22 protein-coding genes are annotated in these 25,686 nt (G+C 67.1%); 14 read left to right on the top strand and 8 right to left on the bottom strand.

Going from position 1 to position 25,686, the window contains the following annotated elements; genetic code table 11:
* Complete coding sequence (locus tag ACO06X_RS07765) at positions 1-609, bottom strand: carboxypeptidase regulatory-like domain-containing protein (protein ID WP_421839355.1); 609 nt, start codon at positions 607-609, stop codon at positions 1-3.
* Positions 610-702: 93 nt separating this feature from the next.
* Here ACO06X_RS07765 and ACO06X_RS07760 point away from each other — a divergent pair, with 93 nt between their 5' ends.
* Positions 703-1,590, top strand: a complete 888-nt coding sequence (locus tag ACO06X_RS07760; protein WP_421839354.1) for a DUF3034 family protein — start codon at positions 703-705, stop codon at positions 1,588-1,590.
* Between the two features lie 11 nt (positions 1,591-1,601).
* On the top strand, positions 1,602-2,192 hold the full coding sequence (locus ACO06X_RS07755; RefSeq protein ID WP_421839353.1) for a group I truncated hemoglobin: 591 nt from the start codon (positions 1,602-1,604) through the stop codon (positions 2,190-2,192).
* 168 nt (positions 2,193-2,360) lie between these two features.
* Here ACO06X_RS07755 and purC read toward each other — a convergent pair whose 3' ends face one another.
* The gene (gene purC, locus ACO06X_RS07750) at positions 2,361-3,146 is read right to left on the bottom strand and encodes a phosphoribosylaminoimidazolesuccinocarboxamide synthase (protein WP_298164217.1); all 786 of its coding nucleotides are present in this window, start codon (positions 3,144-3,146) and stop codon (positions 2,361-2,363) included.
* Positions 3,147-3,446: 300 nt separating this feature from the next.
* Here purC and wrbA point away from each other — a divergent pair, with 300 nt between their 5' ends.
* The 5 genes from wrbA to ACO06X_RS07725 all read left to right on the top strand — a co-directional run bounded on the left by wrbA (position 3,447) and on the right by ACO06X_RS07725 (position 7,265).
* Positions 3,447-4,046, top strand: a complete 600-nt coding sequence (gene wrbA / locus ACO06X_RS07745) for an NAD(P)H:quinone oxidoreductase (RefSeq protein WP_421839352.1) — start codon at positions 3,447-3,449, stop codon at positions 4,044-4,046.
* A 133-nt stretch (positions 4,047-4,179) separates the two neighbouring features.
* Positions 4,180-4,590, top strand: a complete 411-nt coding sequence (locus ACO06X_RS07740; RefSeq protein WP_421839351.1) for a ketosteroid isomerase-related protein — start codon at positions 4,180-4,182, stop codon at positions 4,588-4,590.
* Positions 4,587-5,174, top strand: a complete 588-nt coding sequence (locus ACO06X_RS07735; RefSeq protein WP_421839350.1) for a GNAT family N-acetyltransferase — start codon at positions 4,587-4,589, stop codon at positions 5,172-5,174. The genes ACO06X_RS07740 and ACO06X_RS07735 overlap by 4 nt, the downstream gene beginning before the upstream one ends.
* A gap of 26 nt (positions 5,175-5,200) precedes the next feature.
* Positions 5,201-6,142 (top strand): carbon-nitrogen hydrolase family protein, encoded by a 942-nt coding sequence (locus tag ACO06X_RS07730; RefSeq protein WP_421839349.1) that lies wholly within the window; start codon positions 5,201-5,203, stop codon positions 6,140-6,142.
* A 52-nt stretch (positions 6,143-6,194) separates the two neighbouring features.
* A complete protein-coding gene (locus ACO06X_RS07725; RefSeq protein WP_421839348.1) occupies positions 6,195-7,265 on the top strand; it encodes a glycerophosphodiester phosphodiesterase family protein in 1,071 nt (356 codons plus the stop codon).
* Between the two features lie 4 nt (positions 7,266-7,269).
* Here the strand turns inward: ACO06X_RS07725 and ACO06X_RS07720 are convergent, their stop codons facing one another.
* The gene (locus tag ACO06X_RS07720) at positions 7,270-8,412 is read right to left on the bottom strand and encodes a diguanylate cyclase domain-containing protein (RefSeq protein WP_421839347.1); all 1,143 of its coding nucleotides are present in this window, start codon (positions 8,410-8,412) and stop codon (positions 7,270-7,272) included.
* Positions 8,413-8,560: 148 nt separating this feature from the next.
* Here ACO06X_RS07720 and ACO06X_RS07715 point away from each other — a divergent pair, with 148 nt between their 5' ends.
* The 3 genes from ACO06X_RS07715 (at position 8,561) to ACO06X_RS07705 (ending at position 12,391) form a co-directional block, all read left to right on the top strand.
* Positions 8,561-10,759: a dehydrogenase E1 component subunit alpha/beta gene (locus ACO06X_RS07715; protein ID WP_421839346.1), complete on the top strand. Its 2,199-nt coding sequence runs from the start codon at positions 8,561-8,563 to the stop codon at positions 10,757-10,759.
* 126 nt (positions 10,760-10,885) lie between these two features.
* A complete protein-coding gene (locus ACO06X_RS07710) occupies positions 10,886-11,899 on the top strand; it encodes an ACP S-malonyltransferase (RefSeq protein WP_421839345.1) in 1,014 nt (337 codons plus the stop codon).
* Between the two features lie 3 nt (positions 11,900-11,902).
* Entirely contained in the window at positions 11,903-12,391 is a 489-nt protein-coding gene (locus ACO06X_RS07705) for a low molecular weight protein-tyrosine-phosphatase (protein ID WP_421839344.1), read from the top strand.
* 11 nt (positions 12,392-12,402) lie between these two features.
* On the opposite strand, the gene ACO06X_RS07700 is transcribed toward ACO06X_RS07705, so the two are convergent.
* Positions 12,403-13,521, bottom strand: coding sequence for a bifunctional transcriptional activator/DNA repair enzyme AdaA (locus ACO06X_RS07700; protein WP_421839343.1), 1,119 nt, complete (start codon positions 13,519-13,521; stop codon positions 12,403-12,405).
* Between the two features lie 80 nt (positions 13,522-13,601).
* Entirely contained in the window at positions 13,602-17,231 is a 3,630-nt protein-coding gene (gene putA / locus ACO06X_RS07695; protein WP_421839342.1) for a bifunctional proline dehydrogenase/L-glutamate gamma-semialdehyde dehydrogenase PutA, read from the bottom strand.
* 82 nt (positions 17,232-17,313) lie between these two features.
* On the opposite strand from putA, the gene ACO06X_RS07690 reads away from it, so the two are divergent.
* Complete coding sequence (locus ACO06X_RS07690) at positions 17,314-17,799, top strand: Lrp/AsnC family transcriptional regulator (protein WP_421839341.1); 486 nt, start codon at positions 17,314-17,316, stop codon at positions 17,797-17,799.
* A 125-nt stretch (positions 17,800-17,924) separates the two neighbouring features.
* Entirely contained in the window at positions 17,925-19,241 is a 1,317-nt protein-coding gene (locus ACO06X_RS07685) for an FAD-dependent oxidoreductase (RefSeq protein WP_421839340.1), read from the top strand.
* A gap of 355 nt (positions 19,242-19,596) precedes the next feature.
* Here ACO06X_RS07685 and ACO06X_RS07680 read toward each other — a convergent pair whose 3' ends face one another.
* Genes ACO06X_RS07680 through ACO06X_RS07670 form a run of 3 tightly spaced genes read right to left on the bottom strand, consistent with a single transcriptional unit; the run spans position 19,597 to position 23,213 of the window.
* A complete protein-coding gene (locus ACO06X_RS07680; protein ID WP_421839339.1) occupies positions 19,597-20,571 on the bottom strand; it encodes a phosphotransferase enzyme family protein in 975 nt (324 codons plus the stop codon).
* A complete protein-coding gene (locus tag ACO06X_RS07675; RefSeq protein ID WP_421839338.1) occupies positions 20,564-21,847 on the bottom strand; it encodes an aspartate aminotransferase family protein in 1,284 nt (427 codons plus the stop codon). The genes ACO06X_RS07680 and ACO06X_RS07675 overlap by 8 nt, the downstream gene beginning before the upstream one ends.
* Positions 21,822-23,213: a glutamine synthetase family protein gene (locus tag ACO06X_RS07670; RefSeq protein ID WP_421839337.1), complete on the bottom strand. Its 1,392-nt coding sequence runs from the start codon at positions 23,211-23,213 to the stop codon at positions 21,822-21,824. The genes ACO06X_RS07675 and ACO06X_RS07670 overlap by 26 nt, the downstream gene beginning before the upstream one ends.
* Before the next feature lie 301 nt (positions 23,214-23,514).
* Here ACO06X_RS07670 and ACO06X_RS07665 point away from each other — a divergent pair, with 301 nt between their 5' ends.
* Positions 23,515-24,267 carry a GntR family transcriptional regulator gene (locus ACO06X_RS07665; RefSeq protein WP_421839336.1) on the top strand — a complete coding sequence of 251 codons (753 nt, stop codon included), beginning with the start codon at positions 23,515-23,517 and terminating at the stop codon, positions 24,265-24,267.
* An 18-nt stretch (positions 24,268-24,285) separates the two neighbouring features.
* Entirely contained in the window at positions 24,286-25,677 is a 1,392-nt protein-coding gene (locus tag ACO06X_RS07660; RefSeq protein ID WP_421839335.1) for an APC family permease, read from the top strand.
* The last annotated feature ends 9 nt before the right edge of the window (positions 25,678-25,686 follow it).

The raw sequence follows: 25,686 nt of genomic DNA, 5'->3' as shown, positions 1-25,686 counted from the left end.
TCAGCGCAGCTCTATCGTGACGCGCGCCGGGGTGCCGGGCGCGATGGTGAGGGTCTGGACGGCTTCGTTGGCGCTGCTGCGCAGGCGCGGGTGCCACACGGTGATGCGGTAGGTGCCGGGCGCGAGCCCATCGATCTGGCCGCGCCCGTTGAGATCGGTGGCGGCGGCATAAGGCGTGGCGACGACGCGGATGTAGCCGCGCATCTTGTCGTGGATATTGCAGCCGAGCGCGACGGTGCCGGTGATCGGAAAGCGCTGCGAGCGCGTCTGATCGCGGCCGTAGAGATCGATCTGGAAGCGCGCAGGCTTCGAGAAGCTGTAGATGCTGTGGCGCACGATATCGAGATTGGGGAAGGCGACCGAGGCGCCCTGCGGCACGATCAGGGTGCCGGGAACGAAGGTCTGGTTGCGCTGGGCCATGGCATAGCGCCACGGGAATGCGACGGCGCGCGTGCTGCCGGAGGGCGGTGGAACTTCGATCACCGCGCCTTCGACGGGCAGGCCGCGCTGGTCGAACACCTGCACCATGCTTTGCTGCGGCCCCGTTGCCGAAACGCCGAGCAGGCAGGCAAGCCCGAGCGGCAGCCGAGACACGAAGCGCAAGTCCATATGTGCGGATTCGCACGCTTTTCCTAAGATATGGTCAATCTTGCGGTGAACTGCCTTTACCATTCATCAAGGGGGTTGGGCTAACTTCGGAGTATGCCGAAAAACCTCGTACTTCCTGCACTCGCCTGCTGGCTGGGGGTGATGCTTTCCGGCGCTTCGGCGGCGGCGCGCGAAGCGATCACCTTCGATAGCGGCAAGCTGATCCTCACGAACGGCGTGACGACGATCGAAGGCAGCGGCGGCGGCGGGCTTGCCACCTGGGCGACGATTTCGGGCATGGGCACGAACCGCGCGGTGGGCATTTCGGCGCATGTGACCGGGGTGGAGCTGCCCGACTTCCGGCTCGACACCCACGGCATCGCCATCGGCATCCGCGACCGGGTTGAGCTCGCTTATGCGCGGCAGAACTTCAACACGCGCCATGTGGGCGCGGCGCTGGGGCTGGGGCGCGGGTTCCAGTTCAATCAGGATATCTTTTCGGCCAAGGTCCGGCTGGCGGGCGATCTCGTCTATGGCCCCGGCTGGCTGCCGCAGATCAGCGTGGGGGCCGAGCACAAGCGCAATCTCGATGGCGCGGTGGTGCGCGCGGTGGGGGCGAGGGCTTCGGCCGGCACCGATTTCACCGTGAGCGCGACCAAACTGTTTCTGGGCGCGAGCGTGCTGGCCAATGCCACGGTGCGGCTGACCAAGGCCAACCAGTTTGGCCTGCTCGGCTTTGGCGGGGACAGGAACGGCGGGCGCAGCGTGCAGTTCGAGGGTTCGCTGGGGTGGATGCTGACCTCGCGGCTGGTGGTGGGCGGCGAATGGCGCACACGGCCGGACAACTTGCAGATTGCGCACGAGGATGATGCCAAGGACCTGTTCGCGGCCTGGGCAGTGACCCGGCACGTGACGGTAACGGCGGCCTATGTCGACGTGGGTTCGGTGGCGACATTCAAGAACCAGCGCGGCGGGCTGCTTTCGCTGCAGCTGGCATATTGAGAGGGCCGAGGATGATGTTTCTGCTGCCGCTGCTGATGGCCGCTGCGCCAGTGGTCGAACCGCCGGTGGTCGAGCCGCCAGTGGTTGAACCGTCAGCCGGGCCGGCTCCGACCGGTACGGAAGCGCCGGTCGACTGGGACAAGGAATTCGGCGTCGTGCGCAAGGAGCGCGATCCCGTGACGGGGGAGATTCCGATCGATCCCTATGTGCAGAGCGACGCCAATGCCGGGGCGAAGCCGTTTACCGGCGAGGGTATGGCGCGTGCCTTTGGCGGGCAGGCGGGCATCCGCCGGATCACCGACCGCACGCTGGAGCTGAGCGAGGCGGATCCCCGGATCAAGGCGATCTTCGAGGAGCACGACATGGTGCGGCTGCGGCGCACGCTGTTCGAGCAGGTGTGCTTTATCCTGAATGCAGGGTGCAGCTATTCGGGCCGGGACATGAAGGCCACGCACAAGGGGCTTGGTACGACGCGCGCCGATCTCAACGCGCTGGTCGAGAACCTGCAAGCCGCGATGCGCGAGGCGCATGTGCCGTTTGCAGCGCAGAACCGGCTGCTGGCGAAGCTGGCGCCGATGGACCGGGATGTGACGGAGCGGTGATTTCCACCGCCCCCTGCGCCCACCTCTGAAGAGGAGGGGGCTATGTCCCTTGCCCGTCCTTCAACAAGCTCAGGATGAGCGGGGGTTGCTTCCCTTTACCCCTCCGTCAGCGCTTCGCGCTGCCACCTCCCCGTTTGTGCTTCGCAAAAACGGGGAGGACCTTTGAGGTTACTTCTTGCCGCGCAGTTTGCGGTGGGCGCCGAGGTCGAAGACTTCGCTGGGGCCGCCGTCGTTTTCGAGCAGGCCGAGGCGGCGGGCGACTTCCTGGTAGGCTTCTTCTTCGCCGCCGAGATCGCGGCGGAAGCGATCCTTGTCGAGCTTTTCGCCGGTGACCATGTCCCACAGGCGGCAGCCATCGGGGCTGATCTCGTCCGCCAGGATCACGCGGCTGTAGTCGCCATCCCAGATGCGGCCGAATTCGAGCTTGAAATCGACGAGGCGGATGTTGATCGCGGCGAACATGCCGACCATGAAATCGTTCACGCGGATCGCCATCGAGGAGATGTCCTGCATCTCCTCGTTGCTGGCCCAGCCGAAGCAGGCGATGTGCTCTTCGGCGACCAGCGGATCGCCCAGCGCATCGTCCTTGTAGTAGTATTCGATCAGGGTGTGGGGCAGCGGCTCACCCTCAGGGATGCCGAGGCGCTTGCTGATCGAGCCTGCCGCGACATTGCGCACGACCACTTCGATCGGGATGATTTCCACCTGCCGAACGAGCTGTTCGCGCATGTTGAGGCGGCGGATGAAGTGGGTGGGGATGCCGATATGCGCCAGGCGGGTGAACACATACTCGCTGATGCGATTGTTGATCACGCCCTTGCCGTTGATCGTGCCGCGCTTCTGCGCGTTGAAGGCGGTGGCATCATCCTTGAAATACTGGATGATCGTGCCAGGCTCCGGACCTTCATAGAGGATCTTGGCCTTGCCTTCGTAGATCTGGCGGCGACGGGACATGGGCGATTCTTTCCTAGGCGCTGGGCCAAAGATAGGCCACTTGCGGCAAATCAAAAGCCCCGGCGGAGCAAGGAAATCGCCGGAGCGATACCTGCGCTGGGCCGGGGCGAGCGCGATGCCCTTAGGACAAAATGCGCGTCCGCGCAAATGGACACAAAATCGGCGGCACATTCGATAATTTCGAACAATCAAGACAAGTTTATCCGGCTGAACCGGACCAATGGTGTGCGGTAAACAGGCTTCACACAATGCGGCGGGCGCGATTCGGTGCCCCTTTCCGCGAAGCAAAGGATACATCCGATGGCAAAGGTTCTGGTGCTCTATCATTCGGCTTACGGCCATGTGGAAACGATGGCGAACGCGATCGCCGAAGGTGCGCGCGCGGCGGGCGCCGAAGTGGACGTGAAGCGCGTGCCCGAGACGGTGCCGCTGGAGGTGGCGCAGGCCGCGCATTTCAAGCTCGATCAGGCCGCGCCGGTGGCGACGGTGGCGGAGCTGGAGAACTACGACGCGATCGTGGTCGGCACCGGCACGCGCTTTGGCCGGATTTCCAGCCAGATGGCAGCGTTCCTCGATCAGGCGGGCGGCCTGTGGGCGCGCGGCGCACTGAACGGCAAGGTTGGCGCGGCGTTCGTTTCGACCGCGACGCAGCACGGCGGGCAGGAGACGACGCTGTTTTCGGTGATCACCAACCTGCTGCACTTCGGCATGACCATCGTGGGCCTCGACTATGGCCATCAGGGCCAGATGCGGAACGATGAAGTGGTCGGCGGTGCGCCTTACGGGGCGACCACGGTGGCCGGCGGCGACGGCAGCCGCCAGCCGAGCGACACCGATCTGGAAGGCGCGCGCTATCTGGGCAAGCGTGTGGCGACGACGGCGGCGAAGCTGTTCGGGTAATACCCCTCCGGCCTATTCCCCTCTCCCAACCCTCTCCCCTGAAGGGGAGAGGGCTTCGGGCGTTTTGCGTTTTTGTAATGTGGTGCATTACCTTCGGCCTCGCTAGATACGCGGCGCTGAAGGAGACCCGCCCATGAGCCGTGCTGATACCATCGCCCTGCTGACCCGCTATTACGCCGCGTTCAACGCGGGCGACTGGCAGGGGATGCTCGATTGTCTGAGCGAGACGGTCGCGCACGACGTGAACCAGGGCGAGCGGGTGACCGGCAAGGACAAGTTTGCCGCGTTCCTTGGCCACATGGAGCGCTGCTACAAGGAAGAGCTGCGGGACATCGTGCTGATGGCGACCGATGATGGGTCGCGCGCGGCGGCGGAGTTCGTGGTGCACGGCGCCTATCTCGCCACCGACGAGGGGCTGCCCGAGGCGAACGGCCAGACCTATGTGCTGCCGGCGGGCGCGTTCATTGCGGTGGATGAGGGCAAGATCACGCGGCTGACGATGTATTACAATCTGGCCGACTGGACCGCGCAGGTGGTTGGTTGAGCGTTACCGTCCGCCCGCTGACCGGCGCGGAAATCGGCGCGGCGCTGGGGGATCTGGCACAGCTGCGCATTCGCGTCTTTGCGGCGTATCCCTATCTCTATGACGGCGATGCGGCTTACGAGGCCGAGTATCTGGCCGAATATGCCGCGGCGGCGGATGCGGTGCTGGTTGCGGCGTTTGACGGGGCGCGCATTGTGGGGGCGGCGACGGCGGCGCCGATGATCCATCAGAAGGCGGAGTTCCGCGAACCCTTTGCGGCGCGCGGGCTGGATGTGAACCGCTTGTTCTATTTTGGCGAGAGCGTGCTGCTGCCCGAGTATCGCGGGCTCGGGATCGGTCATGCGTTTTTCGATCACCGCGAGGCGCAGGCGCGGGCGTGCGGGGCCAATGCGGCGTGCTTTGCGGCGGTGATCCGGCCGGACGATCACCCGGCCCGGCCTGAGGGCTATGTGCCGCACGATGCGTTCTGGACGAAGCGCGGCTATGCCGTGGTGCCGGGGCTGGTGACGGAGCTGGCGTGGAAGGAGCATGGCGAGGCGGGCGAGAGCCTGAAGGCCATGCAGTATTGGCTGAGGACGTGGTGAGCATGGGCGTGGAAGCGGGGCGAAAAATGGGGACAGTCCCCAAGAAAAAAGGGGACAGTCCCCATTTTTCGCCCCGCTACACCATCGCTGCCGCGCAGTATCCGATCGAGCAGCTGGCCGACTGGGATGCCTATGCGGCGAAGCTGACGCGCTGGGTGGCCGATGCTGCTGAGGGCGGCGCGGCGCTGGCGGTGTTTCCTGAGTATGGCGCGATGGAACTGGCGAGCCTTGAGCCCGAAACGATGGGCGATCTGGCAGGATCGCTGGCCAGCGTGGCGGGGCTGATCGGGCGGGTGGATGCGCTCCACGCCGAGCTTTCGACGCGGTTTGGCTTGCACATTCTGGCGGCGAGCCTGCCGCGGCTGGATGCGGACGGGCGCTATCGCAATGCGGCGCGGCTGTTTGCGCCGAATGGCAAGGCGGGCACGCAGGACAAGCTGGTGATGACGCGCTTCGAGCGCGAGCAGTGGTTCGTTTCGGCGGGCGCGGAGGGGCTGGCGCTGTTCGAGACGGCGCTGGGCCGGATCGCAGTGCTGATCTGCTATGACAGCGAGTTTCCGCTGCTGGCGCGCGCGGCGGTGGATGCGGGGGCGCATGTGCTTCTGGTGCCGAGTTGCACGGATAGCCTGCATGGCTACTGGCGCGTGCGGCTGGGGGCGCAGGCGCGCGCGTTGGAAGGCCAGTGCTATGCGGTGCAGGCGCCGACAGTGGGGATCGCGGACTGGTCTCCGGCGGTGGACGTGAACCGGGGGGCAGCGGGGGTCTATGGGCCGCCGGACCGCGGGATGCCCGAGGACGGGGTGATCGCGCTGGGTGCCGAGGGCGAGAGCGCGTGGGTTTTTGGCGAGATCGATCTGGCATGCGTGGCGCAATTGCGCGCCGATGGCGGCGTCCTCAATGCGCGGGACTGGCGCGATCAGCCTGGCGCGGGGCCGCTGCCGGCGGTGCGGGTGGTCTCGCTGCTGTAATGCCCCTGACTTGGGCTCGGCTTAGCGGGTGCATTCCGCCGGGAGTTTCGCCATGATGATCCGCCTTCTGCTGCTGGTTCTGGGAATGGTGATGACCGCAACGCCGCTTGCCGCCAAGCCGCTGATCTTCGCGCATCGCGGGGCTTCCGCATGGCTGCCGGAGGAAACGCTGGCCGCCTATGCGAAGGCGATTGCGGATGGGGCGGATTTCATCGAGCCCGATCTGGTGCCGACCAAGGACGGCGTGCTGGTGGCGCGGCACGAGAGCAACATCACCGAGACGACCGATGTGGCAGCGCACCCGGAATTTGCTGCGCGCAAGGCGGTGAAGGTGATCGACGGGCGGCGGCAGGACGGCTGGTTTACCGAGGATTTCACGCTGGCGGAGCTGAAAACCTTGCGCGCGAAGGAGCGGCTGGGGGCGCTGCGGCCGGAGAGCATGCGCCATGATGGCCAGTTCGAGGTGGCGACGTTTGACGAGATCGTGGCGCTGGCGGCGCGGAGTGGCAGGCGCGTCGGGCTGATTCCCGAGCTCAAGCATCCGACGTATTTTGCGGGGCTGGGGTTTGACACGCCGGGCAAGCTGGTCGCGGCGATCAAGGCTTCGGATTATCTGCGGCGCGCGCCGGTGATCGTGCAGTGCTTCGAGATCGCGACGCTGAAGCGGCTGCACCGGGAGCTGGCGGGGATGGGCAATGTGGCGCTGTTGCAGCTGATCCAGTCAAGCGATGTGAAGCAGCCCGCCGATGTGGTCGCAGCAGGCGGCGCGCTGACCTTCGACGAGATGGTGACGCCCAAGGGCCTCGCCGAGATCGCGATCTATGCGCAGTGGATCGGCCCGCCGCTGCGGCGGGTAATTCCGCTGGACGCTGAGGGCAATGCGGGCGCGCCCGCTGCGCTGATCACGGATGCGCACAAAGCGGGACTGAAGGTGGGCGTGTTCACCTTCCGGCCGGAGAACCAGTTCTTGCCTACCAATCTGCGGCGGGGCGAACCCGGTGCGCGGTGGCCGCAGGGCATGGTTGCCGATGTGCGTCAGTTCGTGGCGGCGGGGGTGGACGGGTTCTTTGCCGATGATCCGGCGCTGGGGCGCGCGGCGGTGGAGGGTGATCCGCTGAAGTGAGCATTCAGGCGGCGGCAGCGTCGTTGGCGGGCGTGGCCGCCGCGCGCGCCTCAGCCTTGGCCTGATAGAGCGCCTTGTCGGCGAAATCGAACAGGTCATCGGCGTCTGCGCCGTCATCCGGCCAGAGAGCGACGCCGACGCTGGCGCCCACGGTGATGGGGTGGCCATCGATCATGTGCGGGCGCACGAGCGCGATGAGCAGTTGATCGGCGAGCGGCGCGGTGATCAGCGGGGAGTGCGGGGGGATGAGGATGGCGAACTCATCACCGCCCTGGCGCACCACGAGGCCGCGCGCGCCGATTGTTTCGCTGAGGCGGGCGGCGACCGAGCAGAGCAGCTTGTCGCCAAAGGCGTGGCCGTAGCGATCGTTCACCAACTTGAAGCCATCGAGATCGAGCAGTGCGAGCTTGAACGGGCGCGTGCGGGTGGAGGGGCGCAGGAGCTGGGCGATCTGATCATCGAGCGCGCGGCGGTTGGCGAGGCCGGTGAGCGGGTCGGTATGGGCCAGATCGCGGGTCTGCGCCTGGAGTTGCAGCAGATCGACCAGCATGGCGTGGCCCTGGAGGATGAAGCGGATGAGGATTGCGGTGGCGAGGATCAGGCTGGTGGCGGCGGCCATTTCTCCCACCCGGCCGGACGAGAGCATCAGCACGGTGATCGGCAGCACCCCGACCGCGAGATTGAGGATCGCGGCGGCGCGGATCGAGGAGAGGCAATAGGCCGTGGCGAGCGAGCCCATGGTGAGGATCATCGCGAAGTTGGCGTGGTTTTCGGGCGGCGAGGCGAGCCAGTTCACCACGCACCACGCGCTGCACATCGAGCCGACCCAGCCGGAGACGTGGTTGGTCTTGACGACGAGGATGCGCGCGCGGCGCAGGCTCATGCGGCGCCGGCGGCTCTGCGCGTTTTCGATGAGGCCCAGCACGCAGAGCAGCGCGAGCAGCGCGGGCATGCCGAAGCGCACGCCCCAGTGGACATGCGCCGCGCCGACCCAGGCCGCAGTGGGCGTGGTGGCGATCAGCATGAGGTACATCAGCGGCGTTTGCGTTTCGACACGCTGGGCGCGCAGGATGGTGAAATCATCCCGGATCGCATCCGGTATCGGCGGCATGAGCCGCGCGCGCAGGCGGGTGAGAGCACCGATCATGCAAAGGGGTTTTACTGTGAAGGCGTAAAGGCCGTGTTAACGATGTTTTTGGGCTGAATGGGCCTGTGCCTGCCTGCAACGGGGTGACTGCATCCGCGGCTTTGGCTAGGGCTTACGGGATGATCACGAATGAAACCGGTCCGCGCTGATGGACGCCGCACAGCAGGTTCATGAGCAGTTTGTCGCCGCGCTGGAGGCGGGGCACTTGCAGCGCAGGAGCAATCTGGGGCTGGCCGCGGTGGGGCTTTCCCCGCAGCGCGCCGCCGCCTTGCTGCACAGCCAGATGGTGAGCCGGCAGCTCGACCGGCTGAGCCGCAAGCTGCAGGCGCGGGGCGAGGGGTTCTATACCATCGGCTCTTCGGGGCACGAGGGGAATGCCGCGCTGGCCGAGGCGCTGCGCGTGGATGACGTGGCGTTCCTGCATTACCGCGATGCCGCGTTCCAGATCCACCGCGCGAACCGCGTACCGGGCGAAAACCCGATGTGGGACATGCTGCTTTCCTTCACCGCGAGCGCGGATGATCCGATTTCGGGCGGGCGGCACAAGGTGCTGGGTTCGAAGCGGCTGGCGATTCCGCCGCAGACGAGCACGATTGCGAGCCACCTGCCCAAGGCGGTGGGGGCGGCGTTTTCCATCGGGATTGCGCGGCGGATGGGCTTTGAGGAGACGACGCTGGCGAAGGACGGCGTGGTGCTGTGCTCGTTCGGCGATGCTTCGGCCAACCATTCGACCGCGGTGGGTGCGCTGAACACGGCGGCCTGGGCGGCGTTTCAGGGGGCGCCGATGCCGATTGTTTTCCTGTGCGAGGACAACGGCATCGGCATTTCGACGCGCACGCCCAAGGGGTGGGTCGAGGCGAACTGGTCGGGCCGGGCGGGGCTGCACTACATCGCCTGCGATGGCTGCGATCTGGCGGACGCGTGGCGCGGGGCGAGCGAGGCGGTCGATTATGCGCGGCGGTATCGCAAGCCCGTGTTCCTGCACATGAAGACGGTGCGGCTCTATGGCCATGCCGGGAACGATGTGCAGCAGGTCTATATGTCGAAGGCGGATATCACGGCGGACAATGCGCGCGATCCGCTGCTGGCCAGCGCGGCCCTGCTGATCGAGGAAGGCATGATGAGCGCCGCCGATGTGCGCAGCGCCTATGACGCGATCGAGGCGCAGTTGCTGCGGCAGGTGGAGCTGGCGATAAAGCGGCCCAAGCTGCCCGATGCAGCGGCGGTGATGGCCAGCATCGTGCCGCCCAGGCGCGAAGGGGTTGAGCGACCCTTGGCGCGTGCCGAGGCGCGGGAAGCGGTGTTTGCGGATGAAGCGGCGGCGATGGAGAAGCCGCAGCATATGGCGCGGCTCATCTCGTGGGGCATGGCGGATATTCTGCTGCAATACCCGAACGCGATTGTCTGCGGCGAGGATGTGGGGCCCAAGGGCGGCGTCTATAATGCGACGGCGCGGCTGCACGCGCGGTTTGGCTCGGCACGGGTGATCAATACGCTGCTGGATGAGCAGGCCATTCTGGGGCTGGCCATCGGCGCGGCGCACAACGGGCTGCTGCCGATGCCGGAGATCCAGTTCCTGGCGTACGTCCATAATGCCGAGGACCAGATCCGGGGCGAGGCGGCGACTTTGTCGTTCTTTTCCAATGGGCAATATACCAACCCGATGGTCGTGCGGATTGCCGGGCTGCCTTACCAGAAGGGCTTTGGCGGGCACTTCCACAACGATAACAGCTTGGCCGTGTTCCGCGATATTCCGGGGCTGGTGATCGCGGTGCCTTCGAGCGGCCGCGAGGCCGTGCTGATGCTGCGCGAATGCGTGCGGCTGGCGCATGAAGAGCAGCGCGTGGTGATCTTCGTCGAGCCGATTGCGCTCTACATGACGCGCGATCTGCATGCCGAGGGCGATGGGCTGTGGACTTCGGTTTATGAAGCGCCGGGGGTGAGCGAAATCCGGGTGGGCGAGATCGGGGTGCATGGTGAGGGGACGGACCTTGCCATCGTGACTTATGGCAACGGGGTTTATCTATCGCTGCAGGCGCAGAAGCTGCTGGCCGAGCAGGGCGTGGCGGTGCGGGTGATCGATCTGCGCTGGATTGCACCACTGGCCGAGGACGCGCTGCTGGAGGCTGCCGCGCCATGCGGGCGAGTGCTGGTGGTCGACGAGTGCCGCGAGACGGGTTCGCAGAGCGAGGCCTTGCTGGCGCTGATGGCCTTGAGGGCGCCGGACAAGGCGCTGGGCGTGCTGGCGGCGACGGACAGCTTCATCCCGCTGGCGCGCGCGGCGACACATACGCTGCCGAGCCGGGACGGGATTGTGGCGAAGGCGCTGGAGATGGTGCGTGGTTAGCGCAGCTTGGTCTGGGGGCTGTCACCTCGCGGGCGCAGTTGCCCCTCTCCAACTCCGGCTAGGCAGCAAGCTGCCAAGCCTGCGTATCCTCTCCCCGCACGGGGAGAGGGCAGGGAGAAGAGTGCCATGAAGGAAACCGTCGTTGTCGTCTGCCCCGGGCGCGGCACCTACAATGCGCCCGAGCTGGGCTATCTCGCGCGGCACCATGCGGGATCGCCGTGGCTGGCGCATTTCGACGGGGTGTGCGCCGCTGCCGGGAAGCCGACGCTGAGCGAGCTTGATGGGGCGAAGAAGTTTGACCCGAAGCTGCATCCGCGCGGGGATGTGGCGGCGCCGCTGATCCATGCCTGTGCCTATCTGGATTTCCTGAGCCTCGACCGCGAGCGGTTCGAGGTTGTTGCCGTCACCGGCAATTCGATGGGCTGGTATACCGCGCTGGCCTGCGCAGGTGTGGTATCGGGCGAGCATGGGTTTGCCATTGCCGATGCGATGGGGCTGAATTCGCAGAAGCACGAGAGCGGCGGGCAGGCGGTGATCGTGATGGCGGGCGAGGACTGGCGGGTCGATCCGGCAACCGCGCGCGCGGTCGAGGCGGCCTGCGCGCGTGTGGGCGTGCTGCCTTCGATCCGGCTGGGCGGAATGCTGGTGGTGGCGGGGCCGGAAGCGGCGCTTGATGCGCTGACTGCGCAATTGCCGCCGCTGCCGCGCCCGCCGCTGCGGCTGCCGGGGCATGGGCCGTTTCACACGCCCCTGATGCAGGCGAGCGCCGATGCGGCGCGCGCTTCGCTGCCGGCGGCGTGGTTTGGTGCGCCGCAAGTGCCGCTGATCGATGGGCGCGGGAAGGTGTGGCGGCGCTTCGAAGCCGACCCGCAAGCGCTGTGGGACTATACCTTCGGGCACCAGATCCTCGCGGCTTACGACTTTACCGCGGCGATGACGGTGGCGCTGAGGGAGTTCGCGCCCGACCGCGTGGTGCTGCTGGGACCGGGCGAAACGCTGGGTGGCGCCATTGGGCAAACCATGATTGCGCAGCGATGGCTGGACATTGACAGCAAATACGTGTTTTCCCTTAGGCAGGAAGAGGATCCGTTTCTCGTCGCAATGGGCCGGGAAGCCCAGCGGCGGCTCATCACCATCTGAGCTATGGGGCAGCTTGTGAGCCAGCCGTCGGTTCTGTTCGTATGCCTGGGTAATATCTGCCGCTCTCCGCTGGCCGAGGCCGCGCTGCGCGCCGAGGCGGTTGCGGCGGGGCTGGCGATCACCATCGATTCTGCCGGGACCGGCGGATGGCACGCGGGGGAGCCGCCCGATCATGGCGCGATCACCGAAGCGGCGCGCCACGGGATCGACATTACAGGCTACCGCGCGCGGCAGGTGCGGCGCGAGGATTTCCAGCGCTTCGGCTATATCTTTGCGTTGGATCAGCAGAACCTGCGCGATTTGCGGCGGATCGAGCCGGGCGGGCTGCTCGGCCGCTCGACGGCGCGGCTGAGCCTGCTGATGGACATGGTGCCGGGGCGCGAGGGGACGGCGGTGATCGATCCCTTCGGCGGGAGCGCCGAGGATTTCGCGCAGACCTGGATCGATGTGCGCGAGGCGGCGCGGTACATCGTGACGCGGCTGGGTGGTTAGGTTCTGGGCGGTTAGGTTCTGGCCCGCTCGCGCCGCTCCGCATCGAGCAGGGCGCGCTTGCGTTCCAGCCCCCAGCGGTAGCCACCGAGGCTGCCGTCCGCGCGCAAGGCGCGGTGGCAGGGGATGAGGAGCGCGATGCGGTTCGCAGCGCAGGCGCTGGCGGCGGCGCGGACGGCACGCGGCCTTTCGGCGCCGGCGGCGACTTCGGAATAGCTCACCACAGCGCCCGGCTTCACCGACAGGAGAAAGCGCCAGACGCGGATCTGGAAGGCGGTGCCGCGCAGATCGAGCGGGAGATCGGGGCGGGGGGCAGACTGTTCGAAATGGGCGGCGAGCGCAGCCATCCAGTCATCCAGCGGGGCTGTCGCCGCGAGCGCAGCGGGGAGGAGCGCAGCCTTGGGAAATTCGGCGGCGAGCTGGGCAAGCAGCGCTTCTGCGCTTTCGCCGAACTGGACGAAGCAGACGCCGCGCCGGGTGGCGGCCATCATCAGCGGGCCGAGCATGGTTTCGCGGGTGGCATGGACGATGTGCTCACCCTCGCCGCCTGCGCGATAGGCGCTCGGGGTCATGCCGAGGCTGCCATCGGCCATGTCATAGATGCGGCTGGTCGAGCCGTAGCCTGCATCGAGGCTGGCTTCGAGCACGCCTTCGCCTTCGCGCAAGGCCAGCTTGAAGCGGGCGAGGCGGCGGGCGGACTGATACTCGCGCGGGGAGACGCCGAGCACGGCCTTGAACGCGCGCTGGAAATGGCTGGGGCTCATCCCGGCCTGATCGGCGAGGTGGGCGAGGGGGAGCGCATCCTCCGCATGATCGGCAATGTAGCGGGCCATGGCCTGCATCAGCGCGGTGGCAGGTTCCTGCGCGGCGGCGGGGTGGCAGCGGCGGCAGGCGCGGAAACCGGCGGCTTCAGCCTCAACCGGGGCGGCGAAGAAGCGGACGTTCTCGCGCTTGGCGAGGCGCGAAGGGCAGGAGGGTCGGCAATAGACGCCGGTGGTCTTGACGGCATAGACGAAAGTGCCGTCCGCCGCCTTTGCGCGCGCGGTGACATGGTGCCAGCGGGCTTCGTCGAGGGCTTCGGGGCTTGCCACGGGCTGGGCGTAGCGTGCGGGGGAGGGAATTGCCAAGGACATCTGGGGGCTCCTGCCGAGGTTAGCAGCGGGATAGCGGGCAGGGCGTGACGATGCGCTCCGGAGCTTGCGGTGCAATCCCGCTAGGCGAGGGCCATCAGGCTGGCGTTGCCGCCGGCGGCGGTGGTGTTGACCGAGAGGGTGACTTCCTCGAGCAGGAGATGGAGCGGGGTGCCGCCGGGAGCAGATATGTGCAAGGGGACGATGGCGCCTTCGCGCTGCGCCAGCTGGCGGCTGGCTTCGGCGATGCGCGATGCGGGGCCTTCGATCAGCATGGCGGCGAGATCCGGGATCTGGCTGAGGTCTGCTCCGTCCCACAGCACACGGGCGGCGAGCGCCGCAGGGAAGCCGGCGGGGCGGGTTGCGATCGGGCTGGGAACGGTGATCACGGCGATGTTGCCCGTTGCCAGCACGGCGGCGACCTGCTGCCACAGCACCTCGACGCTGGTGGCGCTGCAGGCGATCCGGCCGCGCGGGGCGAGGCGGTACGTGTTGCGTTCGCCGACCGGGCCGGGAAGTTCTGCCGTGAAGCCGAGAAGCGAGGCCTTGGCGGCGTCCCATGCCGCGCTGGCGGCGGCGGCGAGGCCTTGCGCGGAGGCCCGCAGGGCGAAGGCGGCAAGGGCGGTGTCCGGCTCGGCGGGGCGTTCGGCTGCGGGCAGGCTGGGCACGGCGCCCGGGGCGAAGCGGGTGAGATAGAGCGGGCCACCTGCCTTGGGGCCGGTGCCCGAAAGGCCGCGCCCGCCGAAGGGCTGCACGCCAACGACCGCGCCGATCATGTTGCGGTTCACGTAGAGATTGCCCGCGTGGATGCGGCTGGTCACGCGCTCGACGGTCTGGTCGATGCGGGTGTGGAGGCCGAAGGTGAGGCCGTAGCCCGAGGCGTTGATGGCCTCGATGAGGCTGTCCATGTCCTCGGCGCGGAAGCGGACGACGTGGAGGACGGGGCCGAAGACTTCGGCCTTGAGATCGCGCGGACTCGCCAGTTCGATCAGCGTGGGGGCAATGAAGGTGCCCTCTGCCGTTTCGGGGACGAGGGGCATTTCCGTCACGGGGAAACCGGCGGCGCGCATGGCGGTGACATGTGCGGCGATGCCGGTGCGGGCGCGCTGTGAGATGACCGGGCCGACATCGGTGGCGAGGGTGGCGGGGTTGCCGACCGCGAGTTCGGCCATCGCGGCTTTCAGCATGTTGAGGGTGCGGTCTGCGATATCCTGCTGCAGGCAGAGCAGGCGCAAGGCAGAGCAGCGCTGGCCCGCGCTGTCGAACGCGGAGGCGAGGACATCGGCCACGACCTGTTCGGCGAGGGCGGAGCTATCGACCACCATCGCGTTGAGCCCGCCGGTTTCGGCGATGAAGGGGATGGGGGCGCCGTGGGCTGTCAGGCGACCGGCGAGCGATTGCTGGATCGCGCGTGCGGTGGCGGTGGAGCCGGTGAAGACGACGCCTTGCGTTCCGGGCGCGGCGACGAGGGCGGCGCCGATCTCTCCGCCGCCGGGGAGGAAATGGAGCGCGTCTGCGGGAATGCCGGCGGCGTGCAGAATGCGCACGGCATCGGCGGCGACGAGCGGGGTTTCGGGGGCTGGCTTGGCGAGGACCGGATTGCCGGTGGCGAGCGCGGCGGCGATCTGGCCGGTGAAGATGGCCAGCGGGAAGTTCCACGGGCTGATGCAGACCACGGGGCCGAGCGAGTGCGCCTCAGCGGGCAGGCGGCGCGCTTCGGCGGCGTAGTAGCGCAGGAAATCGACCGCTTCGCGCACTTCGGCGAGGGCATTGGCGGCGCTCTTGCCGGCCTCGCGGATGAGGAGCGCGATGAGGGGGATGCGCGCGGCTTCCATCGCATCGGCGGCGCGTTCGAGCGCGGCAGCGCGGGTTGCGGTGGGGGTTGCGCTCCAGCTTGATGCGGCGGCTGCGCTCGCGGCGCGGGCGGCGTCTTCCGGGGTTGCGGGGTGGACATGGCCGACGACGTCGCGGTGGTCGGCGGGGTTCAGCACCGGCTGCGCGGGGCGGGCGGGATCACCGGCGCGGTGGTCCTGCGCGGCGCTGGCGATCAGGGCTTCGGCGAGCGCGGCAAGGGTCGGTTCGTCGGCAAGATCGAGGCCCTTGGCATTCTGGCGGTCGGCGAACAAGGCCTGCGGGAGGGCGATAGCGGGGTGCGGCGCGCCGGGCTGGGGTTCGGCGGCGACCACGGCGGCGGGGTCTTCGATCAGGGCTTCGACGGGCACGTCAGGATCGGCGATGCGGTTGACGAAGGACGAGTTCGCGCCGTTCTCAAGGAGGCGGCGGACGAGATAGGCAAGCAGCGTTTCGTGCGTGCCGACGGGGGCGTAGACACGGCAGGGGCGGGCGAGCTTTTCGGGGCCGACCACTTCCTCATAGAGCGGTTCGCCCATGCCGTGGAGGCACTGGAACTCGTAGTCGCCGGGGGTGAAATCCGGGCCGGCGAGGTGGAGCACGCTGGCGAGCGTTTGCGCGTTGTGGGTGGCGAACTGGGGGAACACGGCATCGCGCGCGGCGAGGAGCTTTTGCGCGCAGGCCTGATAGGCGAGATCGGTGTGGACCTTGCGGGTGTAGACCGGGAAGTCGCTGAGGCCAGCTTCCTGCGCGCGCTTTATTTCGGCGTCCCAGTAGGCGCCTTTGACGAGGCGGACCATGATCCGGCGGCCCGCGCGGCGGGCGAGATCGACGATCCAGTCGATCACCATGGGGCAGCGCTTTTGGTAGGCCTGAATGACGAAGCCGAGGCCGTTCCAGCCTGCGAGGGTGGGGGCGTGGGCAAGCCCTTCGAGAATGTCGAGCGAGAGTTCGAGGCGGTCGGTCTCTTCGGCGTCGATGTTGAAGCCGATGTCGTAGCTTTTGGCGAGCTCGGCGAGGGCGAGAACGCGGGGAGCGAGTTCGGCCATGACGCGGTGCGCCTGCGCGCGGGCATAGCGGGGGTGGAGTGCGGAGAGCTTGATCGAGATGCCGGGGCCGGAGACGATGCCGCGCCCGGCGCTGGCGGTTCCGATGGCGTGGATCGCGGCGGTGTAGGCCTCCAGATAGCGCGCGGCATCGGCGGCGGTGGCGGCGGCTTCGCCCAGCATATCGTAGCTGAAGGCGAAGCCCTGCGCTTCGCGGCGGCGGGCGCGGGTGAGCGCGTCCTCGATCGTTTCGCCCATCACGAACTGTTCGCCCATCATGCGCATGGCGACATCGACGCCGCGCCGGATGACCGGTTCGCCAAGGCGGTGGACCATGCGGGTGAGCGCGTGGCCGAGGCCGGTGGCATCGACGCTTGCCACGAGCTTGCCGGTGATGACGAGGCCCCAGGTGGCTGCGTTGACGAAGAGCGGCTTGTCACCGCCGAGGTGCGCGGCCCAGTTGCCCGTGGCGAGCTTGTCGCGGATCAGCGCGTCGCGCGTGGCATCGTCGGGGATGCGCAGGAGCGCTTCGGCGAGGCACATGAGCGCGACGCCTTCGTGGCTGGAAAGCGCGAATTCCTGCACGAGCGCCTGCACGCCGCCCGAGTTGCCCCTATGCCGGGCCTTGGCGCGCAGGGCTTCGATGAGCTCGCGCGCGGTCGCGGCGATGCCCGCGCGGTCTGCGTGGGGGAGCGTGGCGGCGGCGAGCAGGGGGCGGACCGCCTCGCGCTCGGCGATGCGCGTGGCCTGCGTGATGGCGCGGCGGAGCGGGGTTTCGGGGGCGATGCGCGGGGCGAAGGGTGGGAGGCTGGGCATGGTGGGAGAATACCAGAAACGCGTCAGGCTATTTGCCCGATTTGCGTTGCCGTACAGACCACTTGGCCTTAGTTTTCGCACTATGGCAGGCGATATGCATACTGATAGTGATAAGGACGGGTCACTTGACCGGTTTGACCGCGCCATTCTGGCCATTCTGGCGGTGGACGGGCGGCTGCCGATCACCGAACTGGCGCAGCGCATCGGCCTTTCCAAATCGCCGACGCAGGCGCGGCTCAGGCGGTTGATCGTGGAAGGGTATATCCGGGGATTCCGGGCCATTCTCGATCCGCGCAAGCTGGGGATGGACCATGTCGCCTTTACCGAAGTGAAGCTTTCCGACACGCGCGAGGCCGCGCTGGAGGCGTTCCGGCTGGCGGTGCTGCGCATTCCCGAAATCGAGGAATGCCACATGATCGCCTCGAGCTTCGACTATCTGCTGAAAGTGCGCACGGCGGACATCCGCCGCTACCGCGAAGTGCTGGGCGAGAAGATTTCGAGCCTGCCGCATGTGGCGAACACTTCCACCTTCGTGGCGATGGAGACCGTGCGCGATCCGCATGATTGAGCGGGAAACATGATCACAAAATGAGTGAGTTCGTAGGGTTTGCTTGTCGCATTGCTACCCGCATAACAATAATGTGATCACATTTTGCGTTGACAATCGCCAGGCAGGCCCGGTATTTCCACCTGATGACCGACCCTATCGTGGACCATTTCTCGCCCGCCTCGCCTTATGCCGGCATGCCGACGTACTATGCCGCGAGCGCGAACCCCACGCCTCGGCGGCCGGAGCTGCTGGGTGAGGAACGCGCGGACATCTGCGTGGTGGGTGCAGGCTTCACCGGCATGGGCGCGGCGCTGGAACTGGCCGAGCGCGGGTACAAGGTGATCGTGGTCGAGGGCGAGCGCGTGGGCTGGGGCGCTTCGGGGCGCAACGGCGGGCAGTTGGTCAATGGCTACAGCCGCCGCATGCTCGAAGTGCGCCAGCACTATGGCGTGGAGGCGGAGAAGGCGTTTGGTGCGATGGCGCTGGAGGGTCAGTCGATCATCCGCGAGCGCGTGGCCAAGTATGGCATCCAGTGCGACTTGCGCGCGGGCAACGCGATCATGGCGATGAGCAAGCCGCAGCTGAAGACGCTGGTCGAGCGCACCGAGGAATGGCATCGGCATGGCCACACGCAGATGTTCCTGGCGGAAGGCGCAGCCGCGCGCGAGCACATCAATTCGGACCGCTATGTCGGCGGCATGTTCGACCCCATCGGCGGGCACATGCATTCGCTGAACTATGTGCTGGGCGAAGCGGCGGCGTTCGAGAGCCTGGGCGGGCGGATCTTCGAGAACTCGCGCGTCACGCATGTCGATCGCGGTGCGGAGCCGGTGGTGCATACCGCCAAGGGCATGGTGCGCGCGAACAAGGTGCTGGTCTGCGGCAATGCTTACCTCGGCGATGCAGCGCCCGATCTTTCGGGGCGCGTGCTGCCGGTTTCGAGCCAGGTGATTGCGACCGAGGTGCTGGGGGATGAGCTGCTGGAGACGCTCTTTCCGACCAACTATTGCATCGAGGATATCCGCTATATCCCGGACTATTATCGGCGCACGGCGGACGGCCGGCTGCTCTATGGCGGCGGCACGATCTATGGCGGGTTCGATCCCGCTTCGATCGAGGGCAAGATCCTGCCGCAGATGTTCCAGACCTTCCCGCAGCTGAAGGGCACCAAGGTCGAGTTCCAGTGGAGCGGCAATTTCGCGCTGACGATGACGCGCTATCCGCAGATGGGGCGCGTTTCGGACAGCGTCTATTTCTCGCAGGGCGACAGCGGGCACGGGGTGACGACGACGCAGATGCTGGGGCGCCGACTGGCCGAAGCGATTGACGGGCAGATGACCAAATTCGACGTCTTTGCCTCGCTGCCGTACATCCCGTTCGTGGGCGGAAAGCTGTTTCGCGTGCCCTACTGCGTGGTGGGCGCGTGGTACTATGGGATGAGGGATCGCCTTGGAATCTAGGGATGAATCCTGAATCTCAAGTTAACTTGAGGTGCGATTCAGGTTCCTGATTCCTTTCAATGACTTGATTCATTTGGCTTGCGGTGGGGTGCCGGTTTCCGTGGTGCGTTCTTCCTCTCCATTCGTCATTCCCGCGAAGGCGGGAATCCATAGACTGACGCGCTGTGCATGCCGCTCTGGATTCCCGCCTTCGCGGGAATGACGAGGGTGGGGCGTTAGGCCTTTTCGTTGATCCGATTATCGTCACCCCGTGCTTGACACGGGGTTGGGCTTTTCTTCTGGCGCGACGCTCAAAAAGATAAGCCAAGGCCCGTGTCGAGCACGGGCCGACGAGGTTTGCTGGTGTCGGTAGGCTTTAGCCGTGTCGTTCCAGCGCGGCGTGGACCTTGTCGATCAGGCCGGGCTTCCATTCGGACTCCTCGCCGACGACTTCGGGGCGGTCGGTGCACCAGCCGATCAGCATGAGCGAGCGCGTGAGCAGGAAGAGGTCGAGCTGCGCGAGGACGTCCTGTGGCAGCGCGCGGCGGCTGGCGTAGCCGGTCAGGAAACGATCGCGCAGAGCGGCGAATTGGGGTTCGCTGGCGGCGCTCCACAGGGTGACGGCCATGTCGAATGCGGGCCAGCCCCAGGCGCAATCGTCGAAATCGATGAGGCCCAATTGGTCTCCGCTGACGAGGACGTTGGCGGGGTGGGCGTCGGCGTGGATGAGGATGAGCGGATCGGTGAGCGCGGCGAGGCGGGCGGCGGCGAGGCTGCGCGCTTCGGTTAGGAGGCCGCGCTCTTCGGCGGTGAGGCTGGGCACGTCCCAGAAGCGGCCCCAGAAGGGCGTTTCGCCGACGAGGCCTTCCAAATCGAGGCGGTGGCGGTTGAAGCCTGCGGGCGGGGTCCAGCCAGAGGTGGCGTTGTGCAGATCGGCGAGGAGCGCGCCGGTGCGCTCGAACCAGGGCCAGGTTTCGGGGCCGCGATCCTTGCCGAGCAGGTCTGCGAGTGTCTGGCCGGGGTGCCAGAGCGTCATGCCGGCGAGGCGGCGGGCTTCGGGATCGGGGGTGGGGACTTCGGCATACCACGCGCCATTGCGCGTGCGGCGGCCGGTGGGGACGATGAGGCCGCTGGCGGCAAGGTGCGCGGTGAGTTCGCGATCGGATTCGAGCGCGGGGAGGGCGTGGTAGCCGGGGCGGTGGAGGCGCAGGGCCCAGGTGGTGCCATCGGGCGCGTCGGCGCGGAAGACGACGTTTTCGCTTTTGCCGATGGGATGCGGTTCGGTTTCGGGGAGGCCGAAGGCGGTGAGGGCGGCGCGGGCGGCGGGGAGATAGGCCGCGATTTCAGGCATACGTGACGCGGTCGAAGGCATCGAGGAAAGCGAGCGCGTCTTCGCGGGGAAGGACGAGCGGGGGGCGGATTTTCACGCAGTTGTTGAAGGCGCCGTCGACCGAGGTGAGGAAGCCTTCGCGGCGAAGTGCGCAGACGAGGGCGAAGGCGTGGGCGGCGTCCGGTCCGCCGTGGTCGTCCACGAATTCGGCGGCGAGGAAGAGGCCCTTGCCGCGTACGTCGAGGAGGCCGGGGGTGTGGCCGAGGCGCTGTTTCAGGCCGGCCTTGAGTTCGGCGCCGAGGGTGCGGGCGTGATCGACGAGGCCTTCTTCCTCGATCACATCGAGCACGGCGCAGCCGACTGCGCCTTGCAGGGGGCTGGCGGCGAAGGTGTTGAAATAGCGGGTTTCGGCTCGGAATTGCTCGACGATCTCGCGGCGGGCGGTGGTGGCGGCGAGGGGGAGACCGGCGCCCATCGGTTTGCCGGTGACGACGATGTCCGGGGTGAGGCCGACATGGTCATAGCCCCACCACGTGCCGCTGCGGCCATAGCCGGCTTGGACTTCGTCGGCGATGATCAGGCCGCCCTCGGCGCGGACGAGGGCTTCGGCCTTGGCCATGAAGCCCTCCGGAATATCGGGCAGGCCCTCGTTGGCGAGGATCGGGCAGAGGATGAGGGCGGCGAAGCCTTGGCCGGTGGCTTTGAGGTCGTCGATCGCGGTCTTGAGGCGGGCGATATAGGCGTCTGCCGATGCCTCGCCGGGGACAAGGGGGCGGAGCGTTTCGGGGAAGGGGATCGAGCGGACCCAGGGGTGGCGGGTGTCGCCGGCGGGGAGGTTCGTCAGCGCGCCGACGACGGTGTTGTTCCCGTGGTAGGTGTGATCGGTGCAGACGATCCCTTGTGCGCCGGTGGCCATGCGGGCCATGCGCAGCGCGATTTCGATGGCTTCGGTGCCGGAGCAGGAGAACACCGCGCTTTCCGTGACGCGCTGGAGCGCGGTGAGGCGTTCGGCGAGCGCAATCGCGGGTTCGCTGAGGTAGCGGCTGTGGGTGTTGAGCGTGGCCTGCTGGCGGGCCATCGCCTCGACAATCCGGGGGTGCGCGTGGCCGACCGAGGCGACGTTGTTGTACATGTCGACATAGCGGCGGCCGTCCGCGCCGAAGAGGCTGGCGCCCAGCCCACGCACCAGATGCAGCGGTTCATCGTAGAACAGCTTGGCGCCGCGCCCGAAGGCGCGGTCCCGCCGCTGGAGCAGCGGATCAGGCCCAGAGTTAGGCGTTGCGGAGGTACCAGTCATAATCGAGCGCGGTGACCTCGCTGAAGAAGCGGTCCTGTTCGGTGCGCTTCACCGCGCAGTACATGTCGACGAAGGTATCGCCGAGATAGTCGCGCATGAGCGCCGAGGCGTGGAGTGCGTCGACGGCGGCGTACCAGTTGCCGGGAACCTGATAGGGGCTGTCCGCCGCGGCCTTGTAGCCATCGCCGACGACCGCCGGGCCGGGATCGATCTTGTTCACCATGCCGTGGTGGACGCCTGCGAGCATGGCGGCGAGCGCGAGGTAGGGATTGGCATCGGCCCCGGCGAAGCGGTGCTCGACGTGGCGCGATTGCGGCGGACCGGCGGGGACGCGCAGGCTCACGGAGCGGTTGTTGACGCCCCAGATCGGCGCGGTGGGCGCGTAGCTGTTGGCGCGGAAGCGGCGGTAGGAATTGGCGTTGGGGGCGAACACGCCGAAGGCCTGTGATTGCGTTTCGCGCAGGCCGCCGATGGCGTGGCGCATCTGCTCGGTGCCTTCGGGGTCTTCGCTCGCGAAGACATTCTTGCCGCCCGCGTCCGCCATGCTGAAATGGAGGTGCATCGAGCTGCCGGCGGAATGGCTGAAGGGCTTGGCCATGAAGGTGGCGGCCATGCCCTGGGTCTGCGCGACGCCCTTGGCGAGGCGCTTGTACATCTGCGCTTCGTCGCCCGCGCGCAGGGCATCGGGGCGGTGGTGGAGGGTAAGCTCGACCTGGCCTTGTGCGTATTCCGAGATCACGGCCTCGAGCGGGATGCCCTGCACGTCCGCCTGCCGCCACAGCTCCTTGAAGAAGGGGGCGAAGTCCTGAATGTCGGTGAGGCTGAATACGTCGATGAGGTGGGGCTGCGCAGCCGTGTGCGGCGAGCGGGCGAGGTGGACTTCGCCGCGCGGGCCGCGCACGGGATCGACGAGGTAGTATTCGATCTCGCAGGCGACGACGGGGGTGAGGCCGAGCGGCTTGAAGCGGTCCACCACGCGGGCGAGGACGTGGCGCGGATCGAGTTCGCAGGGGGTGCCGTCTGCGTAGTACATCGATGTGATCACTTGCGCGACGTCGTCGCCCAGCCAAGGCGCCTTGACCAGCGTGCCGGGGACGGGGCGCAGCATATAGTCCGGATCGCCGTTGCCCCAGACGAGGCCGGTGTCCTCGCAGTCCTGCCCGGTCACGTCTGCCACCAGCATCGAGCTGGGATAGAGGCGGCCGGTTTCGTAGATCGTCATGAGCTCGCTCTTGCGCACGCGCTTGCCACGCGGGACGCCGGAGAGCGCGGTGAAGATCACTTCGATGAAGGCGATTTCCGGGTTGGCGGCGAGGAAATCGCGCGCTTCAGCCGGGTCGGTGATCATGGATTGCGGGGTGGTCATCGGTCTGCGCGGTCCTTGGGGAGCTTTCGTATCGGGTGGTATGGAGCAGGGCGGGGGGAGTCAATCACGCGGTGCTGGAGAAGGGGAAGGGGTTCTCGCAGAGACGCGAAGGAGAAGAGAGGGCGCAGAGACGAGGCGTGGCGCGTGGCGTGGTGTCCCGCAGGGAGGAATCGTGCCATGCGTCATTGCAGCGGCTTCGCCGCAAGGAGCGACCTCTTCGCGATCTCCCCTTCTGCTTCGCGTCTCTGCGAGACACCGAAAGCCTCTAGGCCAGCGCGCGATTTTGTGATCACATGGCGGCATGATGGTAACAGACCTCGTCGCCGAGACCCAAGGCGGAGCGGATGATCCGCGCACGCTGCACCAGCAGGTGCTGGCGCGGCTGCGGCAGTCCATCCTGCTTGGGCGGATCGAGCCGGGGCAGGCACTGACGATCCGGGGGTTGGCGGCGGACCTCGGCGTGAGCGCGATGCCGGTGCGCGAGGCGCTGCGCCAGCTGGTGGCGGAGCGCGCGCTGGAGCTGATGGACAACCGGCGGGTGCGGATTCCGCCGATGACGATCGAGCGCTTCGACGACCTGATCGCGGCGCGCGTGGTGCTGGAAGCCGAGGCGGCGGCGCGGGCCATGCCCTATGTGACGGAAGGCCTGATCACGCGGCTGGAGGCGGAAGACGCGGTGATCAACGAGGCCGAGGCGGCGCGCGACTATGACACCTGGATCGGGGCGAACTTTGCTTTCCATGCGATGCTTTACGGGGCGGCGGGGCAATCGGCCTTCCTGCCGCTGATCGAATCGCTGTGGCTGCAGATCGGCCCCTTCCTGCGCCGGGCGATGCGCACGCTTGCGGGCCATTACACGGTGGATCGGCACAGCGAGGCGCTGGCGGCGCTGCGGCGGCGCGATACGATGGCGCTGCGGATCGCGATCGAGGCCGATATCCGCGATGGCATCGCGCATATCGGCAGCACGCTGATCAGGAGCGAGGCCTTGGGGGCTGCGCGTGGTCCTTCGACAGGCTCAGGGCGAGCGGAAGTTGTGAGTGAGGCGGTTTAGAACGGGGGACGATATGGCATGAGCGAGCAGGGCGGCCAGCAGAATAGCCAACCAAGTTTGGCGAAAGGCGCATTGTCGGCGCTGGAATCGACGATCATGGGGATCGCGGGGACATCGCCAGCCTTCACCGTCGCGGTGACGACCGGCACGATCTATGCCGCGATCGGGCCGCTTTCGGTGGGGAGCCTGCTCTATAGCGGCGTGATCATGCTGGGCATCATGTTTGCCTTTGCCAAGCTTAACCGGGTGATGCCCGATGCAGGGGCCGCCTTTGCCTGGGTGGGTTCGGTGTTTGGCCCGACCTGGGGCTTCTTTGCTGGGTGGGGGCTGATGGTCGCCTCGGTGGTGTTCATGGTTTCCGCCACTTTGCCCGCCGCGACCGCCACGCTGCTGCTCTTCGCGCCCGATCAGGTGGAGAACACCCCGCTGGTGACGGCGATTGCGGCGGTGTGGCTGACGCTGGTGACCGCCATCGTGCTGCGCGGGATCAAGCATGCCAGCACCGCGCAGGTGATCGTGACGGTGATCGAGGCGGCCATCGTCGTCGCGCTGCTGGGCGCGGCGGTGATCTGGTTTGGCGCCACCCCGGCGCACGCGCCCGCGCTTTCGTGGATCGCGCCGGGATCGTTCACGTTCAAGTCGTTCGCCGATGGCGCGATCGTCTCGGTGTTTTTCTACTGGGGCTGGGACGTGACGATGAACCTGGGCGAGGAGACCGAGCCGGAGGACGCCTCCAAGGGCGCGTTCTGGGCGATGATCAACCTCATCGTGTTTTTCGTGATCCTGATGACGGTGGTGCTGATCGCGCTTTCCGACAAGGAGATCGCCGCAGCCAATACCAATGTGCTCTATGCGATTTCGGCCAAGATTTTCCCTGCGCCGTGGAGCTATCTTGTGGTGCTGGCGACGGTGCTGAGCACGGTGGGCGCGCTGGAGACGCAAATCCTGCAGTTCAGCCGCAGCATGTATTCGATGGCGCGCGCGGGCGTGCTGCATCCGCGCTATGCCGCTGTGCACGAGGAGTGGCAGACGCCGTGGGCGGCGACGCTGGTGATCTGGGCACTGGGCCTCGTGCTGCTGTTTGCGGCGTCCTACATGTCGTCGGTCGCGGCGATCCTCGAAAGCTCGATCGAGGCGATTGGGCTGCAGATCTGCTTCTACATGGGGCTGACGGGCTATGCCTCGGCCTGGCATTTCCGGGGGCTGCTGCGGACGGACATGCGCGAGGCGTTCACCCATGTGGTGATGCCGCTGATCGGCGCGCTGTTCATGACCCTCGTGGCGGCCTGGGTGATCCCGACCTTCAGCCCGATTGTGCTGACGGTGGGCATCGGCGGGCTGGCGCTGGGCTTCATCCCGCTTTCCATCGGCTGGTGGCGCAATGCGCGGGGCGGCGCTTTGCCGGCGTAAACCTGCGCG

It is taken from the genome of Novosphingobium sp. (assembly GCF_965229225.1).
Lineage (GTDB): Bacteria > Pseudomonadota > Alphaproteobacteria > Sphingomonadales > Sphingomonadaceae > Novosphingobium.
This window is presented reverse-complemented; position numbering and strand designations above follow the sequence as displayed.